This window comes from Tepidimonas aquatica (assembly GCF_007556585.1).
Lineage (GTDB): Bacteria > Pseudomonadota > Gammaproteobacteria > Burkholderiales > Burkholderiaceae_C > Tepidimonas > Tepidimonas aquatica.
The window spans coordinates 39,899-58,113 of record NZ_VJNA01000012.1; the positions used below are offsets into that span (position 1 = coordinate 39,899).

Consider the following 18,215-nt stretch of genomic DNA (forward strand, 5'->3'; position numbering starts at 1 on the left):
CTCAGAACAGGTCGACGGTACCGCCGGCGCGCGCCTGGGCCAGCCGGGTGGCCGTGCCTTGGCGCTCCTGCTGCTCCAGCAGATCGGGGTGGGCGTGCGCCAGGCGCTTGACCATGGCTTTGCCGGTGACTGGAAAAAACACCACCTTGCGCGGGTAGATGTCCAACACGTCTTTGGACACCACCGGGATGCGCTCGGTGGCCAGGTAGTCCTGCACGAACTGGGTGTTGCGCTCGCCAACGTTCATGCTGGTCATGCCGGCGATGACCGCGCCACCGCCGAACACCTTGGCCTGCATATATTCGCGCGTCGAGCCACGCTTGACCAGTTCGTTGATCAGCAGCTCCATCGCGTACGAGCCGTAGCGTCCGCCGGCGTCGGCGCCGCCTTCGGGCAGCATGAAGTGGTTCATGCCACCGATGCGCAGGCGCGAATCCCAGATGCAAGCTGCGATGCACGACCCTAGCACCGTCATGATGAGAATATCTTCATCGGCAACGAAATACTCGCCCGGCAGCACCTTGACCGCTGCGTATTTGAAATGCTGATCGAAAAAAAAGAACGACGCCTCGCCCGGTTTACGCGGGCGGGACTGGAGAACCTGCACGTGGGCAGGGGAGTGCACGGACGACGTCATACCCGTTCATACATGGTTTTGCCGCGCAGCCGAAACAGGTCACGCGCGTCGGAGAAATTTTCGGCGTGGCCGACAAACAACGTGCCGTGGGGCTTGAGGACGCGGTGGATGCGGGCCAGCACCTTGCGCTGGGTGTCGTGATCAAAGTAGATCATGACGTTGCGGCAAAAGACGACGTCGAACGTCTCGCGCAATGGCCAGTGTTCATCGATCAGGTTCAGCGTGAAAAACTCCACATGGCGCTGCAATTCGGGCTTGACGCGCGCCAGGCCCTCGTTGGCGCCCTTGCCGCGCAAAAAGTACTTGCGTAGTTGCTCCTGCGACAGCAGGCGCAGTTGCTCCAGTTTGTAGGCGCCACGCTGCGCGGTTTGCAGCACGCGCGTGTCGATGTCGCTGGCCCAGACGCGAAAACGCCCACCGGGGCCCAGCGCATCGCTCATCGTGATGGCGATCGAATACGGTTCCTCGCCCGTGGAGGCGGCGCTGCACCAGATTTTCCAGTCGTGCGTGGGCTGCTCGCGGGCCAACCGCGCCAGCTCCACGAAGTGGTGTTGCTCGCGAAAAAACGACGTCAAGTTGGTGGTGAGCGCGTTGACAAATTCTTGCCACTCGTCCGGATCGCGGCTGCTTTCCAACCAGTCGAGGTAGGCGCGAAAGCTGTCGTGCCCGGTTTCGCGCAGCCGCCGCGACACGCGGCTGTACACCATGGCCTGTTTGCCTTCGTGCAGGCTGATGCCAGCGTGGCGGTAGATCAGCTGGCGGATACGCTCAAAATCCGCCGAGGTCCACGCAAATTCGCACGTTTGCAGTTGGGCTGCGGCATCGGGCTTCATGGCCGAGCGCGCCGCACCAAGGCAGAGGTGTCAAGGATCAGCGACACGCTGCCATCCCCCAAGATGGTGGCGCCGGACACGTTGGGCACCTTGCGGTAGTTGGCTTCCAGGTTTTTGATGACCACCTGCTGTTGGCCCAGCAGCTCGTCCACCATCAACGCCACCCGTGCGCCGTCGGATTCGATGACCACCATGATGCTGTTGGCACCCGCGTCGCTGCCCTTGCGTGGCACCTGAAACAGCGCGTCCAGCGCCACCACCGGCATGTATTCGTCACGTACTTTGACCAGTTGCGCGCTTTGCGCCACCGTGTTGATGCTGCTGGACTCGACCTGGAACGATTCCACCACCGACGACAGCGGCAGGATATAGACCTCGTCGCCGACGCGTACTGTCATGCCATCCATGATGGCCAGTGTCAGCGGCAGGCGTACCTTGACGCTCATGCCGTAGCCTTCGGCCGAATCGATTTCGACGGTACCGCCCAGCGCGTGGATATTCTTTTTCACCACGTCCATGCCGACGCCGCGCCCCGAGACGTCGGTGACAACCTCGGCGGTAGAAAAGCCCGGCGCAAAGATCAGCTGCCAGACCTCCTGATCGCTCATGTCGTCGGAGCACGGGATGCCTTTTTCGCGCGCTTTGCGCAGCAGCTTGTCGCGCGACAGGCCGCGGCCGTCGTCCCGGACTTCGATGAGGATGGAGCCGCCTTGGTGTGCGGCCGACAGCGTGATCGTTCCCACCTCCGGCTTACCTTTGGCGATGCGCTCGGCCGGCAGTTCGATGCCATGGTCGCAGCTGTTGCGCACCAGGTGCGTCAGCGGATCGGTGATCTTTTCGATCAGGCCCTTGTCGAGCTCGGTGGCTTCGCCATGGGTGACCAGCTCGACCTTCTTGCCCAGCTTGGTGGCCAGGTCGCGCAGCATGCGCGGGAAGCGGTTGAAGACGACCGACATCGGGATCATGCGGATCGACATCACCGATTCCTGCAAGTCGCGCGTGTTGCGCTCCAGGTCGGCCAGGCCCGCCAGCAGCTGCTGGTGGACGGTGGCATCAAGGTCGCGGCTGTACTGCGCCAGCATGGCCTGCGTGATGACCAGCTCGCCCACCTGGTTGATCAGCTGGTCGATTTTGCTGACCGACACGCGCAGCGTGGTCGTTTCCAATTGGGCGCTGGCGGCGTTGCGCGCGGCTTTGGCGGCGTCGCGCGCGCGCGCGTCGGCCTGCGCCGCGACACCGCCGGCGGCCGCGTTGGCCTGCACGGCGGCGATCTCGGCACGCAGCTGTGCCGCGTGGTCGTCGGGTGTCACGGGGTTGCCCGGGGCACCAGGGAACAGACCGTACCCATGCACCTCATCCGGGGCGGGCGCCGGGGCGCCGCTGGCGTCTGGGCGTGTGCCCGCCACGGGGCTGCCTGGCGCGCCGGCGAACAGGCCATAGCCCTCCTCGATGACGTCGCGGCTGTGCTCCAGGTCCGTGTCGGCCGTGGCGGGGGCAGCCGTGGCCGGGGGTGTTGCCGCGGGCGCGGGAGCTGCAGGGCTGAGCGGCTCCAGCCGGATGTGTTCGCGCGCAACGTGGAAGGAAAACAGATCCAGCAGTTCGTCATCGCTGCTGGTGGTGTTGATCTCGTAAATGCGCTGCGCGCCCTCGGTGCGCTCGGCCGTGATGGTCCCCAGGCCTTCGATGTCGCGGAACAGGTCCTTGATCGGGTCGGCCAGCTCCAGCCGATCCAGCGGGCCAATGACCGCGCGCAGCTGTCGCGGTGCGCCCGGCGGGCTGGCCGCCGGCATGCCGCCGGCCGCCAGCGGCGCCGGGCTGGGCGCGGGTGCCGGTGGCGGTGGTGGTGGCGATACGGGGGGCGCGGCCTGACCGCTGGCCAACGCCCGAATGCGTGCCACCAGGCTTGCGGTTTCTGGCGCGTCGTTGGCCAACCCTTGGTGGCGCGCCAGCAGGCCTTTGAGGGCGTCGCTCGACTCCAGCAACACATCCACCATCGCCGCTGTCGGCGCCAGTTCGTGGCGCCGCAGCTTGTCCAGCAGTGACTCCATTTGGTGGGTCAGTTCCGCCACGTCCTCAAAGCCGAACGTGGCCGCACCGCCTTTGATCGAATGCGCGCAGCGGAAGATGGCGTTGAGCGTCTCGTCGTCGACCGTGTCGAGGTCCAGGTTGAGCAGCAGCTGCTCCATCTGCTCGAGGTTTTCGCCTGCCTCCTCGAAAAAGATCTGGTAGAACTGGGTCAGGTCGAAGCCGTCGGTCGCGGTGTCAGCCATGGTCGTGCAGCCCGGGCGTGTGAGGGTGGAAAGGGGTCAGCGGATCACCTTGCGGATGACTTCGATCAGCCGGTTGGGGTCAAACGGCTTGACCAGCCAGCCGGTCGCCCCCGCGGCACGGCCAGCCTGTTTCATCTGGTCGCTGGACTCGGTGGTCAGGATCAGGATCGGCGTGGTGGCGTAGGCGGGCTGCTCACGCAGCTTGCGCACCAGGCCGATGCCGTCGAGCCGCGGCATGTTTTGGTCGGTCAGCACCAGGTCGAATTTTTGTTTTTGTGCTTTTTCGAAGGCGTCGACGCCGTCGACGGCCTCGACCACTTGAAAACCGGCGCCCACCAGGGTGAACGAGACCATCTTGCGCATCGATGCGGAATCGTCAACGGCCAAAATCGTGTGCATGGGGCTAACCTTGTGCGCTCAACGTGGGGTTCAGAACAGCTCGATGGAACCGGCGTCCATCTCGCTTTGGGTCACGGGGTTGGGGTTTTGCGGCAGGTGCGTCACCACCATGCCGACCTCGTCTTCTTCCGGTTCCATCACCTGCTCGGCCAGCATGTAGGCGCAGCCGCGCAGCACCTTGCCCACGTGCACCAGCAGCTGGGTGGACATGTCGTGAAATTGCAACTCCAGCAGGGCCATCTGGACCGACTCGCGCAGCTCCGCCACGGTGCCCAGGGCGGCTTCAGGGGGCAGCGCCTCGGCTGCGGCCACCGCGCGGTTGAGGCGGTCGAGCAAATTGGCGGTGGCGTGGTCCAGCAGCCCCTCGAGGCGTTTGAGGTCGTTCATCGCCGCCAGCAGCGAGTCCTGCAGATCCGCCACGGCGCTCAGACGCACCGTCACGGTGGGCTCGTCCTCCTGCGGCTCGGGCGGGCGTGGCTCGACCACCGTGACCTCTTCACGCGGCCAGCGGCGTCGTTGCGGGGTCGGGGTGCCGTCCGGGTCGGTCATGGTCAGTGGGGCCTGCATGGCCCGTGCAACTGCGTAGTTCACAAATATACTGGCTTTGTGTGCCCGTAGGCACCGGCATCAACCCGTAAAGTCGCCGTTTCGTCACCGCACCCATCATGAGCCCCCCGCCGCTGCGCCTGCTGCACTTGGAAGACAACCCTGTGGACCATGGGTTGCTGGTGCGTGCGTTGTGCCGCGCCGAGCTGGATGCCGAGGTGACGTCGGTGGACACGCTGGCGGCGTTCCAGCAGGCGCTGGCCACGCCGGGGGTGGACGCGGTGCTGGCCGACTACCACCTGGCGGGGTTTTCGGGCATGGAGGCCTGGACCTGGATGCAGCAGCAGGGCATCGAGTTGCCGTTCATCCTGGTCTCCGGCGCGATTGGCGAGGCCACGGTGGCCGACGCCATGGTGCGGGGCGTGAGCGACTACGTCGACAAGCAGCACCTGACCCGCCTGCCGCACGTGCTGCAGCGGGCGCTGGAGCTGCACGCCACGCGCCGCCGCCAGGCCGAGGCCGCGGCCGCGCTGGCCGAGTCGCGTCAGCGCCTGCTGGAGCTGACCGAACACCTGCAAACCAGCATCGACCGCGAGCGCGCCGATATCGCGCGCGAGATCCACGACGACATCGGCGGGGCGCTGGCGGCGGTGCGGCTGGACTTGGCGTGGCTGCAGCGTCGCCTGACCGACCCCGAAGCGCTGGCGCACGTGCGCTCGGCGTTGACGATGGCCGAACAGGCCCTGGGGGCCAGCCAGCGCATCATGCGCAACCTGCGCCCCGCGGTGCTGGACCAGGGTTTGATGGCCGCGCTGCAGTGGCTGACGCGCACGTTCGCCGAGCGCACGGGGTTGGACGTCACGCTGCACGGCAGACTGGCGCGCGCCGCGCTGCCGCCGCGGGTCGAGATGGCTGCGTACCGCACCGTGCAGGAAGCGCTGACCAACGTGCTCAAGCACGCCCAGGCGCGCCGCGTGCGCGTCGAGGTCAGCGACCTGGAGGATCACCTGACCATCGAAGTGGCCGACGATGGCCGCGGCGCGGCGCCCGAGGCGTTGCGCAAGGAGCGCTCGTTTGGCCTGCTGGGCCTGCGCGAGCGCGCGCAGTCGGTGGGCGGCTGGCTGGATGTCGTCACGGCGCCGGGGGAAGGCATGACGCTGATCCTTTCGGTACCATTGAGCGAGGCGGCGCGCCGTGCCGCCGAGGAGGACGCTAGCCTATGATCCGTGTGATGTTGTGCGACGACCACGCGGTCGTGCGCCGGGGCATCCGCGACACGTTGCAGGAAGCCACCGACATCCGCGTGGTGGCCGAAGCGGGCAGCTACCCCGAGCTGCGCGAGGCGTTGCGCCGCGAAACCCCGGACGTGCTGTTGCTCGATGTGGACCTGCCCGGGCGCAGTGGGCTGGAAATCCTGGCCGTGTTGCACGAGGAGGCCAGCCCCGTGCGCACCATCATGGTCAGCATGTATCCGGAGGACCAGTACGCGATCCGTTGCCTCAAGGCCGGTGCGATGGGTTACCTGAACAAAGGGGGCGACCCGCAGGTGCTTGTGGCCGCCGTGCGTGCCGTGGCGCAGGGGCGCAAATACATCACGCCCGACATCGCGGAGCTGCTGGCCAACCACCTGCAGGCGCCCGAGGGGGGCGAGCTGCACGACGTGCTGTCGGAGCGCGAGCTGCAAACGCTCAAGATGATTGCGTCTGGCAAAAAGCTGTCGCAGATCGCCGAGGCGCTGATGATCAGCCCCAAAACCGTGAGCGTGTACCGCGCCCGTGTGCTCGAAAAACTCGGCCTGAGCAACAACGCCGAGCTGACCGTCTACGCCATCCGCAACAAGCTGGTGTAGCCGCGCTGACGATAAACGGCCGGCGGCCCACCCACGGCAGCCGCGCTCAGCCGACGCCGTACAGCGCCGCCAGGCGTTGCAGCAACTGGCGCACGGGTTCGTCTAGCAACGGCAGCGAGGCCGCCACCCCCACCAACCCCACCGACAACGTCAGCGGAAAGCCGATGGCAAACACGTTCATCTGCGGCGCGATGCGCGAAATGATGCCCAGCACCACGTTGACGAACAGCAGCAGCACCACCAGCGGCAGCGCGATCCACAGCCCGTAGCCGAAAATCAGGCCGCCGAGCTCGTGCAGCGGCATGCGTTGCAGCGCCGCCGTGGTGCCGTCACCCACCGGCAGGGCCACGAAGCTGGCCGCCACCGCCTCAATCAACATCAGGTGACCGTTGAGCACGATGAACAGCAACACCATGGCGTTGCCATAAAAGCGCCCCACCGTGCTGGATTGGCCCCCGGTGGCGGGATCAAAAAAACCCGCGAAGTTCAGCCCCATTTGCAGCCCGACGATTTCGCCGGCCATTTCCACCGCGGCCATCATGATGCGCGCCGCCAGCCCGATGGCCACGCCAATGGCCAGTTGTTGCACCACCGTGGCCAACGCCGTCGGGCTGTTGAGCGCCGGCATCGGTGTTGCAGGCAGCGCTGGCTGGATGCACACCGCCAGCACCAGCGCCAGGCCGATGCGCGTGCGCAGCGGCACCGAACGCGCCGAAAACACCGGGGCCGTGCCCAGCACCGCCAGGATGCGCAAAAACGGCCACCACACGGGCGCGAGCCACCCCATCAGCTGCGCTTCGGTGAACGTCAAGCTTGGCATGGCGGGGCGGGTGGCTGCCTAGGCGCGGCGCGCTACACGGCGTAGCTTGGCAGCGCCAGCAGCACGCGGCGGATGAACTCCACCAGCGTGGTCAGCATCCACGGGCCGACGATGACCAGCACCGCCACCGCCGCCAGCAGCTTCGGCACGAACGACAGCGTGGCCTCGTTGATCTGCGTCAACGCTTGAAACAGGCTCACGACCAGCCCAACCACCAGCACCGCGCCCAGCACCGGCGCGGCCACCATCAGCAGCGTGAACATGGCCTGCTGGCCCAGGGTCAAAACGGCTTGAGGGTCCATCGGGGGCTTGAGCGCATCAGGAGGGTGGGGCAAACGACGCCGCCAACGAGCCGATCAGCAGGTTCCAGCCATCGGCCAGCACGAACAACATCAGCTTGAACGGCAGCGCCACCAGCACCGGCGACAGCATCATCATCCCCAGCGACATCAGCACGCTGGCCACGATCATGTCGATGACCAGAAACGGGATGAACACCATGAAGCCAATCTGGAACGCGGTTTTGAGCTCGCTGATGACGAACGCCGGCACCAGCACGCGCAGCGGCGCCTCATCCACCGTGGTGGTGGACGGCAGCTTGGCCAGGTTGACAAAAAGCTGGAAATCGGCCTGGCGCGTTTGCGCTTTCATGAACGCGCGCATCGGCGCTTCCGCCGCCGCCACGGCTTGCTCGAAACTGGCCCGCCCCTCGGCGTAGGGCTGGTAGGCTTCCTGGTACACCCGGTCCAGCGTGGGGCCCATGATGAACAGCGTCAAAAACAGCGACAGCCCGATGATGACCTGGTTGGGTGGCGAGGCTTGCGTGCCCAGCGCCTGGCGCAGCAACGACAGCACGATGACCACGCGCGTAAACGCCGTCATCATCAGCAGCACCGCGGGCAGAAACGACAGCGCGGTGAAAAACAGCAGCGTCTGGATCGGCACCGAGTAGCTGGTGCCCTGCGGCCCCTGGGCCACGACCAGCGGCAGTTGCCCTGGAGGGGTGGTCGTTTGCGCCCACGCGGCGCTGGCCGCGCCGACCAGCACCAGCCCCGCCAGCAGGTGTCCCGTCGCGCTGCGCCTCATGCGGCGGGCTCCCGTCGCGCGTCGTCCGCAGCCAGCGTGCGCGCCACGTCGGCGTAGCGCGGGGTGGGCGCGCGCGCGCCCAGCGGCTGCACGTGCAGCGTGCGCACGTGTTGCGGCGTCACGCCCAAGGTCAGTTGCACCGGCGTGCCCGGCCCCTGCAGCTCCACCACCACCACGCGCTGCTGCGGCCCCACCATCAATTGGGCCACCACACGCAGCGCCGGGCCGCCGTCGCCCATGGCTTGCTGGCGGCGGCGCAGCCACTGCACACCCCACGCCAGCAACGCCAGCAGGGCCAACAGGCCCAGCGCAGGCAGCCACGCGGTCCAGGCGCTGTTCATGCTCGGCTCGCTCGCGGGGTTCAGTGCTTGCTGAGGCGCCGCAGGCGCTCCGAGGGCGTGACGATGTCGGTCAGGCGTATGCCAAACTTTTCGTTGACCACCACCACCTCGCCTTGGGCGATCAGGTAGCCGTTGACCAGCACGTCCATCGGCTCGCCCGCCAGCGCGTCGAGCTCGACGATGGAGCCCTGCGCCAGTTGCAGGATGTATTTGATCGGCACTTTGGTGCGGCCCAGCTCGACCGACAAGGTGACCGGGATGTCCAGCACCATGCTGATGTCGTTGTTGGCCGCAGGCGCGGGCGGGGCGCCGTCGAACGCGGGCGCACCGGCGAAGGGGTCATCGGAGCGGCCCGCCGAGGCGGTGCTGCTGGACTGCTCCTGCAGCGCTTGCGCCCATTCGTCGGCCAGCGCCTGCTCGTCCACCGGGGCGCTGGGCGGGTTGTCTTGCTGGTCGGTCGTCATAGGTCGGTCCTTCCGTGCGCGTGCCACGTGGCGTCGGAGCTGCGCAAGGTGCGCACCACCTTGAGCGCGTATTTGCCGTTGTGGGTGCCGTACTCACACTCCAGCACCGGCACGCCGTCCACCTTGGCCTGGATGATGCGCTGGCGCTCCAGTTCGATGAAGTCGCCCGGCTTCATCGCCAGCAACTGCTCGACGGTGGCGTCGGCGGTGGCCAGTTCGGCCACCAGTTCGACCTCGGCGGCCTGGATTTCCTGGCTCAGCAGCTTGACCCAGCGCCGGTCCACCTCCATCGAGTCGCCCTGCGTGTTGGAGTACAACAGGTCGCGAATCGGCTCCAGCGTGGAATACGGGATGCAAATGTGCAGCGAGCCGGTGATGTCGCCGATTTCGAGCGAGAAGCTGGTGCTGACGACGATTTCGCTGGGCGTGGCGATATTGGCGAATTGCGGCTGCATCTCGGAGCGCTGGTACACGAGCTCCAGTGGGTATACGCCTTTCCAGGCTTTTTTGTACTCCTCGGCCACCACGTCGACCATGCGGTTGATGACACGCTGCTCGGTGGGCGAAAAGTCGCGCCCTTCGATGCGGGTGTGGAATTTGCCAGAGCCGCCAAACAGGCTGTCGATGACGCCAAACAGCAGGGTAGGCTCACACACCACCAGCCCGCTGCCGCGCAGCGGACGCACCGCCATGATGTTGAAGTTGGTCGGCACGACCAGATCGCGCAAAAACATGCTGTACTTTTGCACCTGCACGGGACCGACCGAGATTTCGGGGCTGCGGCGGATGAAGTTGAACAGCCCCACGCGCAGGTTCCGGGCAAAGCGCTCGTTGATGACCTCCATCGTGGGCATGCGCCCACGCACGATGCGCTCCTGCCGCGACAGGTCGTACGTTTGGATGCCGCCGGTCTGGACCTCTTCCTTGGCCAGCTTTTGGCTCTCGCCGGTGACGCCCTCGAGCAGGGCGTCGATCTCGTCCTGAGAAAGAAACGCGTCGCTCATGGTGTCACGTCCGTTGGTTGAGGGTCAGTGGGCGGTGTGGCGCATCACTGCACGATGATGCTGGAAAACAGCACGGCTTCCACCGGGCTGTAGCCCTTGTACGGCTCCATGCCCGTGGTTTCCTGGATCAGCGTCAAAATGTCGGCGGCGAGTTTTTCCTTACCCTCAGCGCTGAGCAGTTCTTCGGCCGTGCGGCGGGAAATCTGCATCAGGATGCCGTTGCGGATGGCGGGCATGTATTTTTTGACCTCCTCGGCCGTTTGCCCGTTTTCCACCTGCAACGTGATGCCGACTTGCGCGTAGCGCGTCGAGCCGGGGTCGGCCAGGTTGACCACCACCGCATCCAGCGGCATGAAGGTCGGCGCTGCAGCGTCTTTTTTCTTCTTGGGTTTGGCCTTTTCGGCTTTGGCGGGCGCTTCCTCGCCGCCTTCTTCGTCATGGTTGGAGCCTTTGAGCAGGAACAACGCCGCCGCACCGCCAGCGGCCAGCAGCACGACCAGGGCAATGATGATGATCAGCAGCTTTTTGCTCTTGGGGGGCGCCGCCTCACCGGCGGCCGCGGCTGGGGCTTCGGCTTTGGCCATGGTCACAGACTCGTCGTTGGGTTGAACCATCCACCACCGGTGCCGACGGCGACATCGGTGGGACGCTGCCTATTGTGGCATGGCGCTGGCTCCACCATGCAGGGTATTGTGTGGGGGCGTGTCGCACGCCATCAGCGCAATAAGCACGGATGGGGCGGCGTTGTTCGGGCGCTCACGCCCCCGTGGCCGCTCAGGCGTACACGTCGAGCGCACCGCGTGGCGCCGCCGGTCGGGGCCCCTGCGCATGCGCGACGACCACGGCGGAGGCCGCGGCGGCCCCAAGGCGGGCGCCGCGCGGCGTGCTCGCGGTCGCTTCGCCTTGCCCTTGCCCTTGCCCTTGGCGGGCGCCAACGTCCAGCTGTCCCAGCGTCAACCCTGCGCGTGCCAACGCATCGGCCAGCACCTGCGGGGCCTGGGCCTGGATCAGTTGCCGCGTGTTGGCGTCATCGCTGCGAAACGTCAGGTGCGCCAGCCCCGCGTCCAGCTGCACGTCCACCGCCAGTGGGGTGTCCCATGTTTCGTCATCAAAGGTCAGGCTGGCGCGCTGCTTGTCGCCGATAGACCACAGGGCCAGCTCGGCACCCAGGGCGTCGGCGGTTTGCTGCAGGGCGGCCTCCAGCCGCTGGCCAAAGGTGACCTCGACGCCCGGGTGGCTGCCGACAGCCCCGCTGCCAGGCCCGTGGGGTGCGCCGGGCGACGCGGCGTGCCCGGGCAGGGCGTGGTCGCCGGTGCGAGGCTGACTGCCCTCTGCCGACGGCGTGGGGGTGGCGGCGCCCGCCGTCGCGGTCTCGCCCGCCGCGGGACCGACCGGGCTTGGGGTGCCGTCACCGACCAGCGTACGCAAACCATGCGCCACGCCGGCGTGGCCGGCCGCCTCGCGCAAGGCGGTCAGCGCGGTGTCCGACCGTGCGGCACCCGCGTCGGGCGCGGGGCCCTGGCCGGCGCCCGCGCGCGGGGCGGCTTTGGCGCGTGCACGGCCCGGCGGCCCCCCGGCGACCCCGGCCGGTGCGTCGCCGGGCGACGCCTGGCCAGGCTCGGTGCCGTGGCGCCGCTGCACCGCAGCCGCTTGCGGTGTTGGCCGTTCCTCGATGCCCGGCCCGTTGACGATGGGCGCGTTGGCGCCTGCCTGGGCAAACGCTGGCGTCCCGGGCAGCTGGGGCCACGTACCCCACAGGGCCGCGATCGCGTCGCCCGGCGGGACCTTGGGGTCATCCGCAAGCGCGTCCTGATCCGGCTGGGCGGCGCTGTTCGCCAGGGTGTCCGGGCCCGGCGCGCTGGTGGGGTCCATGTCAGCCTGGGCATCGTCGGGCGCCGCCCGCAGGTCGGCCAGCAACTGGGCGAACAGGTCCGCAGGCGCGGCGGGGTCAGCCTTGCCGTGCGCCGCGGGGCGGGCTGCCGCGGGCGTCGCGGGGGTGGGGGCGGTGGTGGTCATGGTGTGTCCTCGCGCGTCAGGGGTGGGGGGCATGGCGGCGGCGATGTTGTTGCAGTGCCATGTCGTCGTTGAACTTTTGTTCTTGCCGTAGCAGGTGCTGCTGCCACTGCTGGGCGCGGCGTTGCTGCAGTCGGCGCAGCGTGGCCAGGGCGCGCTCGGCTTGGTGCCACTGGGCCTCGCAGTGCGCGATGCGGCGCTCCAGGTGCTGCAGCACGTCGGTTTGCACGTGGCTGGCGTGCTGCAGCCGCTCCATGAAGTGGCGCTGCGTGGCCAGCAGCGTGGGGCTAACGCCCGCGCGGGCACGCTCGGTCCAGCGCTGCTCGGCCTCGCGCGCGTAGCCCTGCAGCGCGGCCAGTTGTTGTTCGGCCAACGCACGCTCGCAGCGGGCTTGCGCCAGCGCGGTCAGCGCTTCGTCGCGTTGGCGTTCGCGCAGCTGCACCAAGACGCTGAGGTCGGCGGGCTTTTTCATGCGCGTCCTCCGCGGGCGGTGGCCGCCAGCACCTGTTGCAGGCGCTGCACGCTGGCCTCCAGCGTGGCCCCTTCACGCATGTCCTGCTGCAGCAGCTCCACCATGCTCGGGTGCAGCTGGATGGCCAAGTCGGTGTCGGGGTCGCTGCCGGGCACGTAGGCGCCCAACTGGATCAGGTCGCGGCTTTTTTGGTAGCGCGACCACAGTTGCCGGAAGCGCCGCGCCAGCGCCCAGTGCTCGGGCGTGACGACGTTGTGCATGACGCGCGACGCCGAGGCTTCGATGTCGATCGCGGGGTACTGGCCGGCCTCGGCCAGCGCGCGCGACAGCACGATGTGGCCGTCCAGGATCGCGCGCGCCGCGTCGGCGATCGGGTCTTGCTGGTCGTCGCCCTCGGACAGCACGGTGTAAAACGCTGTGATCGAGCCGCCGCCCTCGGGCCCGTTGCCAGAGCGCTCGACCAGCTGCGGCAGGCGTGCAAAGGCGCTTGGGGGATAGCCTTTGGTGGCCGGCGGCTCACCGACGGCCAGGGCGATTTCGCGCTGTGCCATCGCGTAGCGGGTCAGCGAATCCATCAACAGCAGCACGTGGCGGCCCTGGTCACGGAAGTGCTCGGCGATCGCGGTGGCGTAGTGCGCGCCTTGCAGCCGTACCAGCGGTGGCGCGTCGGCCGGCGCGGCCACGACCACGGCGCGCTGCCGGTCACGCGCGGCCAGGATGTCTTCGATGAACTCCTTGACCTCGCGGCCGCGCTCGCCGATGAGGCCGACGACAATCACCTCGGCCTCGGTGAAGCGCGCCATCATGCCCAGCAGCACGCTTTTGCCGACGCCGGAGCCCGCGAACAGCCCCAGCCGCTGCCCGCGGCCTACGGTCAGCAGCGCGTTGATGGCGCGTACCCCCGTGTCCAGCGGCTGGCGGATGGGTGCACGCTGCATCGCGTTGATGGGCGGGCGCTCCATCGGCTCGGCGTGCACGGCGTCCAGCGGTCCGGCGCCGTCCAACGGCGTGCCGTAGGCGTCCACCACGCGGCCCAGCAACCCCGGCCCCAGCGGCAGGCGCAGCACGCCGCGTTCATCGGCCGGGGTGGCCAGGGCGCTGGCCTCCGCTCCCCAGCGTAGCCGCGGCCGAAACGGCGGCAGCGGCCGCACGATGGCGCCGGGCGCCAGCCCCGTGGTGGCGCTGGCGGGCATCAAAAACGCGCGGTCGCCGGCAAAGCCGACGACTTCAGCCAACACCGGCTCGCCCGGGCTCGGGGCCAGGGGGTCGCTGGCGGCGGTGATCGCGCACTGGCTGCCCACCGGTACGTGGATGCCACGCGCCTCCAGCACCAGGCCAGCCATGCGCGTCAGGCGCCCGCCGCCATCCAGCGGCTGTGGCCGCTGCGCCAGCGTGCGCGCCGCCTGCACAAAGGCATGCCAGCGGGATGCGGGGTCAGGGGTCTGCGCGCTCATTGCCCGTCTCCGCAGTGGGGGCATCCCACGGTTCGTCGTCCCGGCCCAGCGCGGCCAGCGCCCGTGCCCAGCGCCGCGGTAGCGTGGCGTCCACCACCCCCGCCGCCGATTCCAGCACGCAGCCGCCGGGCTGCACGCGCGCGTCGGCCACCGCCTGCACGCGCCGGCCCGCCAGCAGCTCGCCCAGGGTAGGCTGCAACGCCTCCAGGTCGCTCGGGTGCAGCCGCAGTGTGGCGGGCTGCGCATCATCGGTCAGCTGTTGCAGCGCCTCGAGCACCACCGCCCGCAACGGGGCCAGCGGCTGGGTCAGCTCGCGGCGCACCACCTGGCGCGCGATGTCGCACGCCAGCGCCAGCACCTGCTCGGCCAGCCGCGTGCGCAGCGCTTCGAACTCGTCTTGCAGGCTGGCCACCAGCGCGTCGACGCGGCGCGCGTGTTCGGCGGCCTGGGCTCGCAGCTCGGCCATCAGGGCGTCGCGGGTTTGTTGGGCGCCGGCCTGGCGGCCTTGTTCGTAGCCCTCGGTGTAGCCGCGCGCATGGGCTTGCCGCAGTTGCTCTTCGGTGGCGGCCAACGCGGCGCGCTGGCGCGCCTCGGCCTCGGCACGCTGGGCGGCCAGGGTGGCTTCGTCCACCGGCGCGAAGGTCCAGCTTTGCACCTGCTGGACCTCCTCGCGCGGGATGAAGCGCTGGTACGGGTGCGCGCCGCGGTTAGACGAAGGCATCGTCGCCACCTCCACCCAGCACGATCTGGCCTTCGTCGGCCAGTCGGCGCACGATCTTGAGGATTTCCTTTTGCTGCGCCTCCACCTCCGACAGCCGCACCGGCCCGCGCGACTCCAGATCTTCCTTGAGCGCCTCGGCGGCGCGGCTGGACATGTTGGACAGGATTTTTTCGCGCAGCTCCTGCGAGGCGCCCTTGAGCGCCACCACCAGCTGGTCCGACGACACCTCCTTGAGCACCATCTGCAGCGACTTGTTGTCGAGCTTGAGCAGGTCCTCGAAGGTGAACATCTTGTCCATGATCTTTTGCGCCAGGTCCGGGTCCTGCTCGCGGATGGCTTCGATGACGCTGGCCTCGAGGCTCGCCCCCAACAGGTTGATGATTTCGGCCGCCGTCTTAACCCCCCCCAGCGAGCTTTTGCGGATCTTGTCGCCGCCGGCCAGCACCTGGTACAGCGCTTCGTTGAGGTCTTTCAGCGCCACCGGCTGGATACCTTCCAGCGTGGCGATGCGCAGCATCACCTCGTTGCGCGTGCGCTCGGTGAAATGCTTGAGGATGTTGGCCGCGTGGTCCTGGTCCAGGTGCACCAGAATCGCCGCCAGGATTTGCGGGTGCTCGTTGCGCAGCAGCTCGGCCACCGACAGCGGGTCCATCCACTTCAGGCTTTCGATGCCCGACACGTCGCCGCCTTGCAAGATGCGGTCGATCAGCAGCGACGCTTTGTCTTCGCCCAGCGCACGTTTGAGCACCGAGCGCACGTAGTTGTCGGTGTCCGACACCAGCAGGCTTTGCGACTGCGCCTCGCGCACGAAGCGCTCGATGACGGTGTTGACCTTTTCTTTCGGCACGGCGCGCATGCGCGCGATCGCCTCGCCCAGGCGCTGCACCTCCTTGGGCGAGAAATGCTTGAACACCTCGGCCGCCTCTTCCTCGCCAAGCGACATCAGGAAGATGGCGGCGTCCTGCAGTCCGTCGTCGCTGTCAGCCATCGGAGCTCATCCGTTGCCTGTGGGCCGCATCACGCGGGCACCCCTTCGCCACTGATCCAGCCCTTGATGATATTGGCCACCGCCACCGGGTTTTCCTTGGCCAGACGGCGTGCGTCTTCCAGGTGGCGCTCCTCGGGGGTGGGTTCATTGTGCACCGGTTGCGGCAGGCCGGGGCGCTCCACCTCCTCGGCCACCAGTGCCTCCAGCTGGCTGCCTGGCGCGGGCAGGGCGCCAGCCTGGCCAGGTGCGGCCCCGGCCTCGGGCGCGGGCGGCGGCTGCATCATCTTCAGCGTCGGGCGTACCATCAGCAGCCACGCCAGCAGACCGGCCAGCACCAGCCCCAGCGGCGCACCCAGGCTGCGCGCGGTGTCCAACACGTCGGGGTTGCGGTACCAGGGCAGCTCCACCGGCTCCACCTTGGGTTGGTTGAACGGCGCGTTGACCACGTTGACCGAGTCACCGCGCTCGCCATTGAAGCCGATCGCTTCGCGCACCAAAGCCTGGATTTGCTGCAGCTGTTCCGGCGGCAGCGGGGCGGTGCTGGTGTTGCCTTTTTTGTCGGTGACCTGGGTGTGGTTGATGACCACCGCGGCGCTCAGGCGCCGCACGGTGCCGCTGGCGTTGCGCGTGACCGACACGGTCTTGTCGACTTCGTAGTTGACCACCTGCTCGCGGCGGCTGCGTGCGTCGGCGCCGGCGGCACCCTGGCCCACCACCCCGACCGGGGCGCCGGGGCCGTTGATCGGTGCGGCGGTGGCCCCCGGCGCCACGTTGGTGGCCGCACCCGGCACACCGGCGGGTTGCGTGGGGGTGCCCGCGCTTTCTTCGATGGTTTGCGAGCTGCGCACCGCCGCCGGCTCGTTGCCCTGGTTGGGGCGGTGCTGCTCGGTGGTCGATTCGGTCAGCGAAAAGTCCACATCGGCCGTGACGGTGGCACGCACGTTGTCGCGCCCGACCACGGGCTCGAGCAGATCCAGAATGCGTTGCTGGTAGGTGCGCTCCAGCGTGCGCACGTACTCCAACTGACGCGAGTCGATGCCGCCGTCACCCTCCGGCCGCTGCGACAGCAGCGTGCCGTTTTGGTCGATGACGCTGACGGCCTTGGGGTCGAGCTCCGGCACCGAGCTGGCCACCAAGTGCACGATGCCGGCCACCTGCGTGCGGTCCAGACTGCGGCCCGGGTGCAGCGTCACCACCACGCTGGCCGATGGCTTTTGCTGCTCGCGGAAAAACCCGTTTTGGTTGGGCAGCGCCAGGTGCACGCGCGCATCCGCCACCGACTGCAGCGACAGGATCGTGCGGGTCAGCTCGCCCTCCAGGCTACGCTGGAAGTTGACGCGCTCCTGAAACTGCGTCATGCCGAGCTTGGTCTGGTCCATCAGCTCAAAGCCCGCCACCGTACCCTTGGGCAGCCCCAGGCTGGCCAGCTTCATGCGCACGTCGTTGACGCGGTCGGCTGGCACCAGGATCGCGTTGCCCCCGTCGGCGTGCTTGTACGGCACGTTCATCTGCGACAGCTGCGCCAGGATCGCGCCGCCGTCCTTGTCCGACAGGTTGGCGTACAGCACGCGGTAGTCGGGCCGGTTCAACATATAAAACGCCGCCGCCAGCAGCGCCACGGCCGCCAGCGCGCCGGCCACCAGCAGGGCCTTGCGTTGGGTCGGCAAGCGCTGCCAGCCAGCCACCAGCGGCGTCGGCGCGGCGGCGGGGGGCAGCTCGGCGGCGTCCAGTTCGGTGCCAGTGCTCAGGGCAGGGGTGGTCGTAGCCATGGGCGCCATTATTCGCCCACCGCGCCGCGCGGCTAAAGCGCAAACAGACCGGCGGCGCAGGCGCTGTTTGCGCTTATGCGCCGCCGGGGCCTGCCGTTACGATGCCCCCAAGCGTTGTCACGCCCCACCAGGAGAACTGCCCATGGACCTGCGACTGCTGCCTTTGGCCGGTGCTGCCCTGAGCCCCGCCCAAGCCGCCGCACTGCGCGCGGCCCAAAAGGCACTGGCGGCCAAAGCCGCCGCCGGGGCGACGCCGGTGGCCAACCCCGCTTCCCCCAACCCGACGGTGCGCGCCACCACTCAGGCGGGCTTTGGCGACGCGCTGCGCAACGCCCTGCGCGAGGTCAGCGCCGCGCAGCAACACGCCTCCGAGCTGCAAAACCGCGTGCAGATGGGCGACCGCAGCGCCAGCCTGGAGCAAACCATGGTGGCGATGCAAAAAGCCCAAATCGGCTTTCAGGCCGCGCTGCACGTGCGCAACCGCATGATGCAGGCGTACACCGACGTGATGAACATGCAGGTGTGAGCGCCGCGCCCACGCCAGGGGCC

21 protein-coding genes are annotated in these 18,215 nt (G+C 68.2%); 3 read left to right on the forward strand and 18 right to left on the reverse strand.

Annotation, left to right across the window (positions count from 1 at the left end; genetic code table 11):
- Position 1: 1 nt before the first annotated feature.
- The 5 genes from cheD to Taqua_RS06015 are packed head-to-tail and all read right to left on the reverse strand — an operon-like array spanning position 2 to position 4,688.
- Positions 2-637 (reverse strand): chemoreceptor glutamine deamidase CheD, encoded by a 636-nt coding sequence (gene cheD, locus Taqua_RS05995; protein ID WP_144325632.1) that lies wholly within the window; start codon positions 635-637, stop codon positions 2-4.
- Complete coding sequence (locus Taqua_RS06000; RefSeq protein ID WP_144325634.1) at positions 634-1,470, reverse strand: CheR family methyltransferase; 837 nt, start codon at positions 1,468-1,470, stop codon at positions 634-636. The genes cheD and Taqua_RS06000 overlap by 4 nt, the downstream gene beginning before the upstream one ends.
- Positions 1,467-3,740, reverse strand: coding sequence for a chemotaxis protein CheA (locus Taqua_RS06005; protein WP_144325636.1), 2,274 nt, complete (start codon positions 3,738-3,740; stop codon positions 1,467-1,469). The genes Taqua_RS06000 and Taqua_RS06005 overlap by 4 nt, the downstream gene beginning before the upstream one ends.
- A 36-nt stretch (positions 3,741-3,776) precedes the next feature.
- Entirely contained in the window at positions 3,777-4,139 is a 363-nt protein-coding gene (locus Taqua_RS06010) for a response regulator (protein WP_132963433.1), read from the reverse strand.
- A gap of 30 nt (positions 4,140-4,169) precedes the next feature.
- Positions 4,170-4,688 carry a hypothetical protein gene (locus tag Taqua_RS06015; protein ID WP_342780902.1) on the reverse strand — a complete coding sequence of 173 codons (519 nt, stop codon included), beginning with the start codon at positions 4,686-4,688 and terminating at the stop codon, positions 4,170-4,172.
- A gap of 116 nt (positions 4,689-4,804) precedes the next feature.
- On the opposite strand from Taqua_RS06015, the gene Taqua_RS06020 reads away from it, so the two are divergent.
- Positions 4,805-5,908 carry an ATP-binding response regulator gene (locus Taqua_RS06020; RefSeq protein WP_144325638.1) on the forward strand — a complete coding sequence of 368 codons (1,104 nt, stop codon included), beginning with the start codon at positions 4,805-4,807 and terminating at the stop codon, positions 5,906-5,908.
- Positions 5,905-6,534, forward strand: coding sequence for a response regulator (locus tag Taqua_RS06025; RefSeq protein WP_144325640.1), 630 nt, complete (start codon positions 5,905-5,907; stop codon positions 6,532-6,534). Before Taqua_RS06020 ends, Taqua_RS06025 begins: the two co-directional genes overlap by 4 nt.
- A 46-nt stretch (positions 6,535-6,580) precedes the next feature.
- Here the strand turns inward: Taqua_RS06025 and fliR are convergent, their stop codons facing one another.
- The 13 genes from fliR to fliF all read right to left on the reverse strand — a co-directional run bounded on the left by fliR (position 6,581) and on the right by fliF (position 17,666).
- A complete protein-coding gene (fliR, locus tag Taqua_RS06030) occupies positions 6,581-7,354 on the reverse strand; it encodes a flagellar biosynthetic protein FliR (protein WP_246094640.1) in 774 nt (257 codons plus the stop codon).
- 32 nt (positions 7,355-7,386) lie between these two features.
- Positions 7,387-7,656: a flagellar biosynthesis protein FliQ gene (fliQ, locus tag Taqua_RS06035; RefSeq protein ID WP_144325642.1), complete on the reverse strand. Its 270-nt coding sequence runs from the start codon at positions 7,654-7,656 to the stop codon at positions 7,387-7,389.
- Positions 7,657-7,672: 16 nt separating this feature from the next.
- The gene (gene fliP / locus Taqua_RS06040; RefSeq protein WP_144325644.1) at positions 7,673-8,440 is read right to left on the reverse strand and encodes a flagellar type III secretion system pore protein FliP; all 768 of its coding nucleotides are present in this window, start codon (positions 8,438-8,440) and stop codon (positions 7,673-7,675) included.
- Positions 8,437-8,781 (reverse strand): FliO/MopB family protein, encoded by a 345-nt coding sequence (locus Taqua_RS06045; RefSeq protein WP_144325646.1) that lies wholly within the window; start codon positions 8,779-8,781, stop codon positions 8,437-8,439. The genes fliP and Taqua_RS06045 overlap by 4 nt, the downstream gene beginning before the upstream one ends.
- 20 nt (positions 8,782-8,801) lie before the next feature.
- The gene (gene fliN, locus Taqua_RS06050; RefSeq protein WP_144325648.1) at positions 8,802-9,245 is read right to left on the reverse strand and encodes a flagellar motor switch protein FliN; all 444 of its coding nucleotides are present in this window, start codon (positions 9,243-9,245) and stop codon (positions 8,802-8,804) included.
- Positions 9,242-10,249, reverse strand: a complete 1,008-nt coding sequence (gene fliM, locus Taqua_RS06055; RefSeq protein ID WP_144325650.1) for a flagellar motor switch protein FliM — start codon at positions 10,247-10,249, stop codon at positions 9,242-9,244. The genes fliN and fliM overlap by 4 nt, the downstream gene beginning before the upstream one ends.
- A gap of 44 nt (positions 10,250-10,293) precedes the next feature.
- Complete coding sequence (locus Taqua_RS06060) at positions 10,294-10,833, reverse strand: flagellar basal body-associated FliL family protein (protein ID WP_144325653.1); 540 nt, start codon at positions 10,831-10,833, stop codon at positions 10,294-10,296.
- A gap of 190 nt (positions 10,834-11,023) precedes the next feature.
- Entirely contained in the window at positions 11,024-12,265 is a 1,242-nt protein-coding gene (locus Taqua_RS06065; protein WP_144325655.1) for a flagellar hook-length control protein FliK, read from the reverse strand.
- A 16-nt stretch (positions 12,266-12,281) separates the two neighbouring features.
- Entirely contained in the window at positions 12,282-12,734 is a 453-nt protein-coding gene (fliJ, locus tag Taqua_RS06070) for a flagellar export protein FliJ (protein ID WP_144325657.1), read from the reverse strand.
- A complete protein-coding gene (gene fliI / locus Taqua_RS06075) occupies positions 12,731-14,188 on the reverse strand; it encodes a flagellar protein export ATPase FliI (protein WP_144325659.1) in 1,458 nt (485 codons plus the stop codon). The genes fliJ and fliI overlap by 4 nt, the downstream gene beginning before the upstream one ends.
- The gene (locus Taqua_RS06080; RefSeq protein WP_144325661.1) at positions 14,169-14,909 is read right to left on the reverse strand and encodes a FliH/SctL family protein; all 741 of its coding nucleotides are present in this window, start codon (positions 14,907-14,909) and stop codon (positions 14,169-14,171) included. Before Taqua_RS06080 ends, fliI begins: the two co-directional genes overlap by 20 nt.
- On the reverse strand, positions 14,896-15,897 hold the full coding sequence (fliG, locus tag Taqua_RS06085) for a flagellar motor switch protein FliG (RefSeq protein ID WP_144325663.1): 1,002 nt from the start codon (positions 15,895-15,897) through the stop codon (positions 14,896-14,898). The genes Taqua_RS06080 and fliG overlap by 14 nt, the downstream gene beginning before the upstream one ends.
- Before the next feature lie 29 nt (positions 15,898-15,926).
- Positions 15,927-17,666: a flagellar basal-body MS-ring/collar protein FliF gene (gene fliF, locus Taqua_RS06090; RefSeq protein WP_144325665.1), complete on the reverse strand. Its 1,740-nt coding sequence runs from the start codon at positions 17,664-17,666 to the stop codon at positions 15,927-15,929.
- 142 nt (positions 17,667-17,808) lie between these two features.
- Here fliF and fliE point away from each other — a divergent pair, with 142 nt between their 5' ends.
- On the forward strand, positions 17,809-18,192 hold the full coding sequence (gene fliE, locus Taqua_RS06095) for a flagellar hook-basal body complex protein FliE (protein WP_144325667.1): 384 nt from the start codon (positions 17,809-17,811) through the stop codon (positions 18,190-18,192).
- Positions 18,193-18,215 lie beyond the last annotated feature (23 nt).